Below are 11,829 nucleotides of genomic sequence, written 5' to 3'. Positions count from 1 at the left end.
GTGGGATCGCTTCAACTCAAATCCATCCGCAAGGCCTATGGCACGCATGATGTGCTGAAAGGCATCGACCTCGAAGTCAAGGACGGCGAATTCGTCATCTTCGTCGGCCCTTCCGGCTGCGGAAAATCGACCCTGCTGCGCAGCATTGCCGGCCTGGAAGACGTGACCTCGGGCGCCGTCATCATCAATGGCCGCGACGAGACGCTGACGCCACCGGCCAAGCGTGGCATCGCCATGGTGTTCCAGTCCTACGCGCTCTATCCGCACCTGACGGTCAAGGACAATATGGGCCTTGGGCTCAAGCAAGCCGGTACGGCCAAGGATGAGATCGAGAAGCGGGTGAGCAAGGCGTCGTCGATGCTGTCGCTCGAACAATACCTGGCGCGTCGTCCGGCCGAGCTTTCCGGTGGTCAGCGCCAGCGCGTGGCGATCGGCCGTGCGATCGTGCGCGAGCCGGAACTCTTCCTGTTCGACGAACCGCTCTCCAACCTCGATGCGGCGCTGCGCGTGCAGACGCGCCTCGAAATCGCCCGCCTGCACCGCAGCCTCAAGGCGACCATGATCTACGTTACCCACGATCAGGTCGAAGCCATGACGCTCGCCGACAAGATCGTGGTGCTGAATGCCGGCGCAATCGAGCAGATCGGTTCGCCGATGGAACTCTATAACCGCCCGGCCAATACATTTGTCGCCGGCTTCATCGGCTCGCCGCAGATGAACTTCATTGCCGGCGACAAGGTGGGCGATGCGGACGCAAAGACGGTCGGCATCCGTCCCGAACATCTGACGCTGTCGCGCGACAGCGGCACCTGGAAGGCGAAGACCGTGCATGTCGAACATCTCGGCGCCGACACCATCGTCTATCTGGAATCCGACCAGTGCGGCCTGCTGACCGCGCGCCTCTTCGGCGAGCATAAGTACGAGCCGGACGAGATCGTCTATGCGACGCCTGACGGGAGTCACGTCCATCGCTTCGACGCGAACGATCAGGCGATCCGTTGATTGCCACCCGAACGAAAAGCCCCGCCATCGAGCGGGGCTTTTTCTATCGAGCGACAGGTAGATGGGTTAGCGTCGAAAAATCCGTCCATCGATGATGATCAGGCTTGCCATAACCAGGATCATGCCGCCAAACTCGAACGTTTCCAGTCTTTCGCCGAGAAACACCGTACCCAGCAGGATCGCGCTGACGGGCACCAGCAGCGTCACCAGGGAAGCATTGGTCGCTCCGGCCGAGGCGATGAGATTGAAATAGAGAATGAAGGCGAAGGCGGTGGTCAGGATCGCGAGAACCAGCACGGCCATCCATATTGGAACAGACTGCGTGACGATGTCGGCCGGGCTGTAGAAAAAGAAAACGATCGGCAGCATGAGGATGGTCGCTCCTGTCAGTTGGCCAGTCGCGACGACCGTCGGGCTTATGCCTTTGAAGCGCTTGGCGTAGACGACGGCGAAGGCATAGGAGACAGCGGCTCCGATGACTGCGAGTTTTGCCCATGTGGGTCCGCCAAGATTGGAAAGAAGTCCAGGGCCGATCATGACGGCAGCGCCTGCGATGCCGATCGCGACGCCCGCGATCTTCGTGGTTGAGATCTTTTCATCCGATGTCAGTGCATTCGCTACGAGGATCGTCCAAAGAGGTGTTGTTGCATAGAACACCGAGGCTAGGCCGGCGCCGATTTCCGTTTGGCCAGTGAAGATCAGCGAGAACGGAATGACGTTGTTGAGCAGGGCGAGACACAGGAAAGAGCCGGGCCGGGCGAGAACGGGCGCGAAGGAAATGCCGCGCAGCTTCAACCAGAGATGCAGGACCAGCGCGGCGATTGCCACGCGATAAAGGACGAGGGCCAAGGGCGGAATTTCGGACACGGCTACGCGGGCGAAGAAGAAGGACCCGCCCCACAGGGCGCCCAGGAGCACGAGCTGGCCCCAATCCTTCGCCGACATTGACTGTGTCATCGCTTCGATGCGCAAAGCCGTCTTCCAATAAATGGAGATATGCCTTGCACTCTATCCCCGGCTGGGGTGGCCGACAGCAACGGAACAATCCGGATATCCGAATTCTATGGAATCTGGTGCTGTCTTATCCCGATCGGCCGGATTGATATGTCTGGACTGAATTCCAGGGCGATCAACCGAGAACCGGGCGCATGAAGCTGCGCTCATAGCTGATAATGCTGCGGTTACGCTTGTCGAGATCGAAGGCGGCCTGGCATTCCGGGTCGCTTGCCATCCGGGTGCGATAGTCCTCATAGGCGGCAAGGCTCGGGAAGGAAAACAGCGCCACGGCAATGTTGTTTGCACCCTCGGACGGCAGGAAATAGCCGTGATGGGCGCCGCCCATCCTGTTGACGATGGGGATCCAGAGCCGGGCGTATTGTTCGAACTCGGCAAGCTTGTAGGGGTCGATGACGTATCGCAGATGGCAGGTAATCATTGAAAGACCCCGTTATGGAACGACCGAGCGGATGGCTGTCCGGTCTGTATTGCTTGCGCGGATTCGAGGCAAGCCGTTGGTCAGTTCCTTTACGCTGCCTTCCGTTTCGATGCTATCTCCCTGGCCTGGATATTCAGAGGGGCAGGGGCTCATGAAAATTAGGTATCAGGCATACTAAAGGCGCCGCGTTGGCGGCGCCTTCGTTTGATTTCAGTCTCTTTCGATCAGTCGCGGATGACGAGCAGGTCGGCGGCCATGAAGCGGAGCGTCACTGTTTCGCCAGCGGCCGGTGGGGCGACGCCGGGGCTGTTGAACATGTCGAAGGAGATGACGTTGCCGCCGACATTCATGCGGGTGCGGATGACCGAACCCAGGAAGTGGGCGGAGACGACCTCACCGGTCAGCGCGGTGTCGCTCTGGGTGCCTTCGGCGAGCGAACCGGCTTCCGGACGGAGCGCAAGCTGAACGGTGTCGCCGACCTTGTAGGTCTGGACGGACTGCTTGAGCGTTACGCCCTGATCGCCGATCTGGATGCGATTGCTATCTGGGTCGATCACCTTGGCTTCGATGAGGTTCAGCGTGCCGACGAAGGAGGCGACGAAGCGCGTTGCCGGCGTGTTGTAGATCTCGAAGGGCGTGCCGATCTGGTCGGCCTTGCCGGCGTTCATGACGACGATGCGGTCGGAGATCGAGAGCGCTTCTTCCTGGTCGTGCGTGACGAAAACCGTGGTGATGCCGAGCGACTGTTGGATCTGGCGGATTTCCTCGCGCAGCGAAACGCGGATCTTGGCATCGAGCGCCGAGAGCGGCTCGTCGAGCAGCAGAACCTGCGGCTTGACGGCAAGGGCGCGGGCGAGTGCGACGCGTTGCTGCTGGCCGCCGGACATCTGGTAGGGGAAGCGATCTGCCAGATGATCGAGCTTGATGAGGCCGAGCATTTCCTTGACCCGGCTGTCGATCTCCGGCTTCGGAGCCCCCGCGACCTTCAGGCCGAAAGCGACGTTGTCGTGCACCGTCATATTCGGGAAAAGGGCGTAGGCCTGGAAGACCATGCCGATGTTGCGCTGGTTCGGTTTTAGCGCACTCTGATCCTTGCCGTTGATCGTCAGCGTGCCACCGGTCGGTGTCTCGAAACCGGCGATCATGCGCAGGACGGTCGTCTTGCCGCAGCCCGACGGGCCGAGGAAGGAAACGAATTCCCCTTTCTCGATGTTCATGTTGAAGTTCTTGACGACCTGCGTCTGGCCGAAGGATTTCTGAATGTTGGTCAGCGTAAGAAAGGACATGAGCCAAATACCTTATGCTTTAGCCGGGCGGGCTTTGCCAAAGCGGGAAACGAGGTTGAGCAGGCCCATGCTGAGCCAGGTGATCGAAAATGCGATGACCGCGAGCGCGGAAGGCTCATAGGCCTTGTTGGCGCCGACGAGCTGCAGGTAGGGGCCAAAGGCCGGACGGTTGAGCAGCGCGGCGAATGTGAATTCGCCCATGACAATCGCGAGCGTGATGAAAGCGCCGGAGAGCACGCCGCTCATGACATTCGGGAAAATGCACTTGAACATGATGGTCGTCCAGCGAGCGCCGAGGCTTTCTGCGGCCTCTGTCAGCGTGCGGACGTCGATGGCGCGCATGGCTGTATCGACGGCGCGGTACATGTAGGGCAGCGACAAGGTGATGTAAGAGAAAACCAGCAGGATGTTGGTGCCCATGGACGAATTCGTCAGCGGCAGATAGGACGACGAATTGTACATCCTGAGGTAGCCGAAAACGATGACAATCGCCGGAATGACGAGCGGTAGCAGCGTGATGAATTCGACGACCGGACGCATCTGCGGTAGGCGCAGCCGCACCCAGTAGGCTGTCGGTACGACGAGCAGCATGCCGAAGATGATGGTCAGAAACGCCATTCCCATGGAGTAGCCGAAGGTCTCGCGGAACTGAGCGTCCGAGAAGACTGACTGATAGGCATCGAAGCTATAGGTGCCGCGGCGCATGCGCAGCGAAAATTCGATCGTGCCGATCAGCGGAATGATAAAATAGGACGCGCCGAGGATGATGGCGATCCAGGCTCCGAGACGTTGAGCTTTCATTTCTGCCACCGTTCGGCGCGCATGCGCAGCATGAGATAAAGGACATTGGATACGCCGGTTATGACGATCATGCCGAGCGCGATCGCGTAACCGAGGTTGGCATTGTGCAAGACGTCGCCGCGGATCTGCGCATAGAGCAGGATCGGCACGATGTTCAGTGAACTGCCGGTCAGCGCGAAGGCGGTGGCGATGGCGCCGAAAGCGTTGGCAAAGAGCAGCAACGTGGTACCGAGCAGGCTCGGCCAGAGGATCGGTAGGGCAACCATCGTCCAATATTGACGGTTGGTAGCGCCGAGAATTTCAGAGGCTTCGCGCCATTCCTTCTTCATGCCGTCCAGCGCCGGCGTCAGGATCAGCACCATCAGCGGGATCTGGAAATACATGTAGGTGATGGTGAGGCCGAAGAACGAGAGGAGGTTGAAGCCGGTGCCGTAAAGGTTGAAGCCGAACCAGTCGCGCAGGAAGAGGGTCACAAGGCCGGTGCGGCCGAGCGTTGCGAGAAAGGCGAAGGCGAGCGGTACCCCGGCGAAATTCGAGGCGACGCCGGAAAAGGTCAGAAGCGTCGAGCGCACCGAGTTCGGCAGGCCGCCGAGCACGACGGCCCAGGCGAGGAAAAAACCGATCAGCGCGCCGCCGAGGGCGGACGCCACCGAGACGCGAATACTGATCCAGTAAGCGCTCAAAATGGATGGCGTAAAGAGATCGCCGATATTCTTCAGCGTGAGTTCGCCCTCGGGCGTCAAGAACGCGCCCGCCACGAGATAAAGCGTGGGGATGATCAAGAACAGCAAGGAAAAAATAATGAAGGGTGCAATGCCCAGCCAGTCGATCACGCGATCTTTGTTGATCAAGGGGGCGCTGCTTACCATAGGTGTTGAAACGGTACTCATGGAAAGCTCATCCTGGGGCGTCGGAGTGAGAAAACCTCCCCGCCCTGAGGCGAGGAGGCAGGATCAGGTGTTACTTGACGCTGGCGCCGACGACGGAATCCCAGTTCTTGGTGATGGCTTCCTTGCCGGCAGCCTGTTCTTCGAGCGTCGGGAAGACAGCCTTTTCATAGGCTGCTGCCGGCGGCAGCTTGTCGAGCAGGTCCTTCGGGATCTTGTTGTTCTTGGCAAGATCGTTGAAGCGGATCGGGTGGCAATAGCCCTTCAGCCAGCCGAGCTGACCTTCGTCGGAATAGAGATATTCCATCCAGAGCTTGGCAGCGTTCGGGTGCGGAGCGAAGGCCGAGATCGCCTGGACGTAGACGCCGGCAACGACGCCGGTCTTCGGAACGATGACCTCAAACGGAGGGTTGCCCTTCAGGCTTTGACCCCAGGAGAGAGCGTTGTAGTCCCAGGCGACGATGATCGGCGTGGAGCCCTGCGCGAACGGAGCCGCCTTGCCGACGACAGGTACGAAGTTGCCGTTCTTGTTCAGTTCGGCGAAGAACTTCAGGCCTTCTTCGCCTGCCTTGGCGGCGTTACCGCCGGATGCGGAAAGACCAGCAGCATAGACGCCCTGGACAGCCTGGTTGGCGGTGCGCGGATCGCCGGCGAGCGCGACGCTGTTTGCGTAGTCGCTCTTCTTCAGGTCGGACCAGTCGGCCGGCGATGTCTTGACCAGATCCTTGTTCACGAGGAACGAGAGAACGCCGTAATAGTCGCCGTACCAGTAACCTTCGGCATCCTTGGCGGTGTCCGGGATCGAATCCCAGGTCGATACCTTGTAAGGCTGGATCAGGCCGTCCTTTTTGGCGGACGGGCCGAAGGAGAGACCGACGTCGATGACGTCAGGAGCCTGCGGGCCGGTGTTGCCCTTGTTGGCCTTGATAGCTTCGACTTCGTCGCCCGAACCGGCATCCGGGTTCAGCTCGTTGACTTCGAGGCCATACTTCGCCTTGAAGCCGGCAATGACGTCGCCATAGCCGCACCAGTCGTGTGGGAGAGCGATCGTCGTCAGCGTGCCTTCCTTCTTGGCGGCAGCGATAAGATCAGCGCTCGGCTCAGCTGCTGCGATCGCAGTCGAAGCAACGATCATCGCAGTAGAAAGCGAGAGCAGTCGAGAAATGTTAGAGATCACTGTTGTTCTCCTTCGGGTTTTCAGTGTCCGATGTGCTGTTACTGTCGTTAGATGAAGCTTGTATGACAGTTGCGTGACGTTAATTTCGTCATGAATAGCAGGCGCTTGCGGCAGATGTTTTATTTGCGACAGGCTGTCCTGATTCCGCGAGATCCGTCTTTGTTTTTGCCCTTTTTTTAGCTGTCCCTCCTAACCCGGTTTGCGGAAAAGCCGTGTCTGTTCGAACAGGCCTTCCAGCGTTTTCATGCGCTCCTTCGTCTCGTCCCAGGTCGAGTTCTGCACCGCCTCGATGAGCGCCTCGACGATGAAGAGTGTGACGACGGAGGAATCCCATGCCGATGGCGCCTCGATCTGCACGCGGAAGGCGTGCCGCGCCAGCTTTGCGGCGGGCGAAGCCCATTGGTCGGTGAAGACGATGATTTCGGCGTCGCGCTTGCGGGCGGCAGTGGCGAGGCTCACCATCTCCTGCTCGTAGCGGCGGATATCGAAGATGATGAGTAGATCGCCCGGGTTCATGTTGAGAACGTATTGCGGCCAGCTCGACGAATTCGACGACAGCAGCGCCGTGTTCGGGCGGATGACCTGCATATGGGTAAAGAAGTACTCGGCCAGCGCGCCGGTGATGCGTCCGCCGACGAAGTAGAGCGTGCGCTTGCGGTCCGAGAGCAGGGCGGCGACATTGTCGAACGTTGCTGTATCGAGATCGGAGAGCGTTTGGCGCAGATTGCCCATGATGGCATCGGCGAAGCGGTTCAATATATGGGTGCCCGGCGCGTTCTGGGCCCAGCGGTCATGCTTGGCGATCGGGTTGGAGATCGTCGCCTCGACTTCCTGATGCAGATGCTGCTGGAAATCCGGATAGCCCTTGTAGCCGAGCTTCTGGACCATGCGCACGACCGTCGGCGTGGAGACGCCGGCATTTTCTGCAATGGTGGTGATACTGCCGAGACCGGAGACGGGGTAGTTGTCGAGCAGGCTTTCGGCCAACTGCTTTTCGGCGCGCGTGAGCACGCCGAGATGCGAATGAATGACGTCCGAAACGGTCTTTGCCGCGGCACTCACGTGATCTTGCTCCCCGGGATGGTCTGATGCCACTTTCCCACTGAAAGTTAACAACGCTGTCACAATCCATGTCAACAAGTGTCATGAAAAGAAATTTTCAGAACGCGCTTGACACTGCCGTGAAGCTGAAGAATTCTTTTCTTGTAAAGATTTTATTAAGCGATGGAGAGGTGCGGTTGGTGCTGGCTCAGCCCCGAATTCTCAGCGAAGCGGACGGCGATTGCGTCGCAATCGAACGCGTCCACGGCAAGAGTCCCGTGCTCATCATCTGCGAGCATGCATCCCGCACGCTTCCTGAACATTTCGGTAATCTCGGCCTCTCCGAAGAAGCGCTTTTAAGCCACATCGCCTGGGATCCGGGCGCGCTTGCTGTTGCCCGCGGCATTTCGGCTGCTCTCGATGCGGCGCTGATCTACCAGCGCTTTTCCCGGCTGATCTATGACTGCAACCGGCCGCCGAGTTCGCCGGGCGCCATGCCCGAGGTCAGCGAGATCTACACGATCCCCGGTAACAAGGATTTGACCGGGGAAGAGCGCCTTGCGCGCACCGAAGCGCTTTACCAGCCGTTCCACGATGCTGTTCGCGCCTTGATCCGTGACCGCCAGGCGAGGGGGCAGGATAGCGTCATCGTGACGATCCACAGTTTCACACCGGTCTATAATGGCCGGCAGCGCGCCGTCGAGCTCGGCATCCTCCATGATGAGGACAGCCGCCTTGCCGACCGCATGCTGGTATCGGCGGCCGAGGCGCCGCTCTATCGCACCGAACGCAACGAGCCCTACGGACCGGAGGACGGCGTGACGCACACGCTGATCCTGCACGGCATTTCCAATGGGCTTCGCAATGTCATGATCGAGGTCCGAAACGACCTCATCGCAGATGATACCGGCCAAGGGGTCGTGGCCGACTATCTCGCAAGGCTCATCCAGGAGAGTCTGGACGCCTGAATAAAACACAAGACCCCGGGGAGCAGTTTAACTGCGAACAGCCCGCAAGGCGAAAAGCCACGGGCACTTTTGGCACTGGATCGGCCGCAATTCCGCGGACGATTGTCAACAGGGGGAAGTCATGTCGGACTATTCCGAAAGTGATAAGAAGCAGGATATGAGCATCCTGCATTCCATGGGCTATGCCCAGGAACTCGAACGACGGATGAGCTCGTTCTCGAACTTTGCCGTTTCCTTTTCGATCATCTGCATCCTGTCAGGCGGCATCAATTCGCTCGCACAGGCGACCGCAGGTGCAGGCGGTGCCGCCATCGGCATCGGCTGGCCGGTCGGCTGCTTCGTTTCGCTCGTCTTTGCCGTCGCCATGGCACAGATCAGCTCCGCTTACCCGACTGCGGGTGGCCTCTATCACTGGGGCTCGATCCTCGGTAACCGCTTCACCGGCTGGCTGACCGCCTGGTTCAACCTGCTTGGTCTCGTCACTGTTCTCGGCGCCATCAACGTCGGCACCTATTATTTCTTCATGGGCGCCTTCGGCACGAGCTATCTCGGCCTGGCGGACACGACCACGGTGCGCATCGTCTTCCTGGTGATCATCACCGGCGCGCAGGCGCTTGTGAACCATATGGGCATCGGGCTTACAGCAAAGCTCACGGATTTCTCGGGTTACCTGATCTTTGCAACCGCGATCGCGCTCGCCGCCGTGTGCCTGCTGTCGGCTCCGTCCTATGAGTTCGGCCGTCTCTTCACCTTCGCCAACTATTCCGGCGAAGCAGGTGGCAACGTCTGGCCGGCGACCTCAGGTGCCTGGGTGTTCCTGCTTGGTCTGCTGCTGCCGATCTACACGATCACCGGCTATGACGCTTCGGCCCATACATCGGAAGAAACCGTCAAGGCGGCCCATTCCGTGCCGCGCGGCATGGTTTCCTCCGTTCTCTGGTCGGCGCTCTTCGGCTACATCATGCTGTGCGCCTTCGTGCTCATGCTGCCGAACATGGACGATGCTGCAAAGCAGGGCTGGAACGTGTTCTTCTGGGCGATGGACACGCAGGTCAATTCGGTCGTGAAGGACATTCTCTACTTCGCGATCCTCGTCAGCCAGTGGCTGTGCGGTCTTGCGACTGTTACCTCGGTCTCGCGCATGATCTTCGCCTTCTCGCGTGATGGCGGCCTGCCGGCCTCCAAGGCGCTGTCGAAGGTCAGCCCGAACTACCGCACGCCGGTTGCCGCGATCTGGACGGGCTCGATCCTCTCGGTGCTCTTCGTCTGGGGCTCGTCGCTCGTTTCAATCGGCGAGACGCCGGTTTACACTATCGTCGTATCCTGCACGGTCATCTTCCTGTTCTTCTCCTTCGCGATCCCGATCGCGCTCGGCCTCTTTGCCTGGGGCACAGCGAAGTGGGATAAGATGGGCCCGTGGAATCTCGGCGAAGGCATGTTCAAGCTCTTCGCGGTTCTCTCGATCCTCGCGATGATCCTGATCTTCATCCTCGGCATTCAGCCGCCGAACGGACCGGCGCTCTATGTGACAGTCGGCTTCCTGGTTCTGACTGGCATCGTCTGGTTCGGCTTCGAAAGCCGCCGCTTCAAGGGGCCGCCGATCGGCGACGAAGTGGCAAGGCGCCAGGCCGAAATCGCAGCGGCCGAGAAGGCTGTCGGCGAAAACTAAGAACTGAGGCTTCCCTCTCACATGGCGGGGCCGCATCACGCGGCCCCATCACGGTTCAACGAAAAGGCATCGGGCGGGTTGATCCCCGCGGTCGCATGCCGTTTCGTTTTCCCGATTTCTCAGGTTCAATTTCAGGCGGATACATCATGAGCAACTATACTCTCGACGATCTCAGACAGGACGTTGCCGACGGGCGCATCGATACGGTGCTGGCCTGCCAGGTGGACATGCAGGGGCGCCTGATGGGCAAGCGTTTCCAGGCGGAATTTTTCCTCGAAAGCGCCTGGAAGGAAACGCACAGCTGCAACTACCTGCAGGCGACCGACATGGAGATGGAAACCGTCTCCGGCTACAAGGCGACGAGCTGGGAGAAGGGTTACGGCGACTATACGATGAAGCCGGACCTTTCAACGCTGCGGGTCATTCCCTGGCTCGAAGGAACAGCCCTCGTTCTCTGCGACGTGCTCGACCATCATACGCATGAGGAAGTGGCCCATTCGCCGCGCGCGATCCTGAAGAAGCAGGTGAAGCGCCTGGAGGACATGGGCATGAAGGCTTATATGGCCTCCGAGCTCGAATTTTTCCTCTTCGACCAGAGTTACGAGGCGGCGCAGGCTTCCGGCTACCGCAACCTGAAGCTCGCCAGCGCCTATAATGAGGACTACCACATCTTCCAGACGACCAAGGAAGAAGAGGTGATGCGGGCGATCCGCAAGGGGCTGCAGGGTGCCGGCATTCCGGTCGAAAATTCCAAGGGTGAGGCGTCTGCCGGCCAGGAAGAAATCAACGTGCGTTATGCCGATGCGCTCACCATGGCCGACCGGCACGCGATCATCAAGAACGGCTGCAAGGAAATCGCCTGGTCGAAGGGCAAGGCGATCACTTTCCTCGCCAAGTGGCATTACAATGCCGCCGGAAGCTCCTCGCATATCCACCAGTCGCTCTGGAGTCTCGAAGAAAAGCCGCTGTTCTTCGACCATGCCGGCCATCACGGCATGACGCCGCTGATGCAGAACTATATTGCCGGCCTGCTAAGCCACGCGAGCGAAATAACCTATTTCCTGGCGCCCTACATCAACTCCTACAAGCGCTTCATGGCCGGCACCTTCGCGCCGACCAAGGCCGTCTGGAGCAAGGACAACCGCACGGCGGGCTATCGCCTGTGCGGCGAGGAGACCAAGGGGATCCGCATCGAATGCCGCGTCGGCGGCTCCGATCTCAATCCTTACCTTGCCTTCGCAGCCCTGCTTGCCGCCGGCATCGACGGCATCGAGAAGAAACTGGAACTGGAAGCGCCCTATGTGGGTGACGCCTATTTCGGCAAGGATATCCGCGAGATCCCGCGCACGCTGCGCGCCGCGACCAAGGCGATGACGGAATCGGAGATGCTGCGCGCAGCCTTCGGCGACGACGTCATCGACCATTATACCCGCGCTGCCGAATGGGAGCAGGAAGAATACGACCGCCGCATCACTGATTGGGAAGTGGCGCGCGGCTTCGAGAGAGCTTAAGAACATATCCGAAGCGGAAAGCCGCCCGACTTGGATTCTCTCTGCGGGGGAC

At 59.7% G+C, this 11,829-nt stretch carries 11 protein-coding genes; 4 read left to right on the top strand and 7 right to left on the bottom strand.

All coding sequences use genetic code 11. The annotated features are described in order from the left end of the window. Nucleotides 1-1,002 carry an ABC transporter ATP-binding protein gene (locus tag PMI11_RS28155; RefSeq protein WP_007824102.1) on the top strand — a complete coding sequence of 334 codons (1,002 nt, stop codon included), beginning with the start codon at nucleotides 1-3 and terminating at the stop codon, nucleotides 1,000-1,002. Between the two features lie 66 nt (nucleotides 1,003-1,068). On the opposite strand, the gene PMI11_RS28150 is transcribed toward PMI11_RS28155, so the two are convergent. The 7 genes from PMI11_RS28150 to PMI11_RS28120 form a co-directional block, all read right to left on the bottom strand. Next, nucleotides 1,069-1,947, bottom strand: a complete 879-nt coding sequence (locus PMI11_RS28150; protein WP_051034661.1) for a DMT family transporter — start codon at nucleotides 1,945-1,947, stop codon at nucleotides 1,069-1,071. A 184-nt stretch (nucleotides 1,948-2,131) separates the two neighbouring features. Next, on the bottom strand, nucleotides 2,132-2,437 hold the full coding sequence (locus PMI11_RS28145; RefSeq protein WP_007824100.1) for an NIPSNAP family protein: 306 nt from the start codon (nucleotides 2,435-2,437) through the stop codon (nucleotides 2,132-2,134). A 224-nt stretch (nucleotides 2,438-2,661) separates the two neighbouring features. After that, a complete protein-coding gene (locus PMI11_RS28140) occupies nucleotides 2,662-3,723 on the bottom strand; it encodes an ABC transporter ATP-binding protein (protein WP_007824099.1) in 1,062 nt (353 codons plus the stop codon). Between the two features lie 12 nt (nucleotides 3,724-3,735). After that, on the bottom strand, nucleotides 3,736-4,524 hold the full coding sequence (locus PMI11_RS28135) for an ABC transporter permease (RefSeq protein WP_007824098.1): 789 nt from the start codon (nucleotides 4,522-4,524) through the stop codon (nucleotides 3,736-3,738). Further along, nucleotides 4,521-5,414: an ABC transporter permease gene (locus PMI11_RS28130; RefSeq protein ID WP_007824097.1), complete on the bottom strand. Its 894-nt coding sequence runs from the start codon at nucleotides 5,412-5,414 to the stop codon at nucleotides 4,521-4,523. Before PMI11_RS28130 ends, PMI11_RS28135 begins: the two co-directional genes overlap by 4 nt. A 70-nt stretch (nucleotides 5,415-5,484) precedes the next feature. Continuing rightward, the gene (locus PMI11_RS28125; protein ID WP_007824096.1) at nucleotides 5,485-6,588 is read right to left on the bottom strand and encodes an ABC transporter substrate-binding protein; all 1,104 of its coding nucleotides are present in this window, start codon (nucleotides 6,586-6,588) and stop codon (nucleotides 5,485-5,487) included. A gap of 189 nt (nucleotides 6,589-6,777) precedes the next feature. Next, on the bottom strand, nucleotides 6,778-7,650 hold the full coding sequence (locus tag PMI11_RS28120) for a MurR/RpiR family transcriptional regulator (RefSeq protein ID WP_007824095.1): 873 nt from the start codon (nucleotides 7,648-7,650) through the stop codon (nucleotides 6,778-6,780). Nucleotides 7,651-7,826: 176 nt separating this feature from the next. Between PMI11_RS28120 and PMI11_RS28115 the strand changes: the two genes are divergently transcribed. The 3 genes from PMI11_RS28115 (at nucleotide 7,827) to PMI11_RS28105 (ending at nucleotide 11,777) form a co-directional block, all read left to right on the top strand. Beyond that, nucleotides 7,827-8,597 carry an N-formylglutamate amidohydrolase gene (locus PMI11_RS28115; protein ID WP_037072379.1) on the top strand — a complete coding sequence of 257 codons (771 nt, stop codon included), beginning with the start codon at nucleotides 7,827-7,829 and terminating at the stop codon, nucleotides 8,595-8,597. A gap of 121 nt (nucleotides 8,598-8,718) precedes the next feature. Next, complete coding sequence (locus PMI11_RS28110) at nucleotides 8,719-10,266, top strand: amino acid permease (protein ID WP_007824092.1); 1,548 nt, start codon at nucleotides 8,719-8,721, stop codon at nucleotides 10,264-10,266. A gap of 146 nt (nucleotides 10,267-10,412) precedes the next feature. Further along, nucleotides 10,413-11,777 (top strand): glutamine synthetase family protein, encoded by a 1,365-nt coding sequence (locus tag PMI11_RS28105; RefSeq protein ID WP_007824090.1) that lies wholly within the window; start codon nucleotides 10,413-10,415, stop codon nucleotides 11,775-11,777. Nucleotides 11,778-11,829: the final 52 nt, after the last annotated feature.

Source organism: Rhizobium sp. CF142, from assembly GCF_000281145.1.
In the GTDB taxonomy this organism is placed as follows: Bacteria; Pseudomonadota; Alphaproteobacteria; order Rhizobiales; family Rhizobiaceae; genus Rhizobium.
This window is presented reverse-complemented; position numbering and strand designations above follow the sequence as displayed.

Coding starts and splice junctions, on each gene's coding strand:
- PMI11_RS28150 (WP_051034661.1), bottom strand. CDS start 1,947: ATGTCGGCGAAGGATTGGGGCCAGCTCGTGCTCCTGGGCGCCCTGTGG.
- PMI11_RS28145 (WP_007824100.1), bottom strand. CDS start 2,437: ATGATTACCTGCCATCTGCGATACGTCATCGACCCCTACAAGCTTGCC.
- PMI11_RS28140 (WP_007824099.1), bottom strand. CDS start 3,723: ATGTCCTTTCTTACGCTGACCAACATTCAGAAATCCTTCGGCCAGACG.
- PMI11_RS28135 (WP_007824098.1), bottom strand. CDS start 4,524: ATGAAAGCTCAACGTCTCGGAGCCTGGATCGCCATCATCCTCGGCGCG.
- PMI11_RS28130 (WP_007824097.1), bottom strand. CDS start 5,414: ATGAGTACCGTTTCAACACCTATGGTAAGCAGCGCCCCCTTGATCAAC.
- PMI11_RS28110 (WP_007824092.1), top strand. CDS start 8,719: ATGTCGGACTATTCCGAAAGTGATAAGAAGCAGGATATGAGCATCCTG.
- PMI11_RS28105 (WP_007824090.1), top strand. CDS start 10,413: ATGAGCAACTATACTCTCGACGATCTCAGACAGGACGTTGCCGACGGG.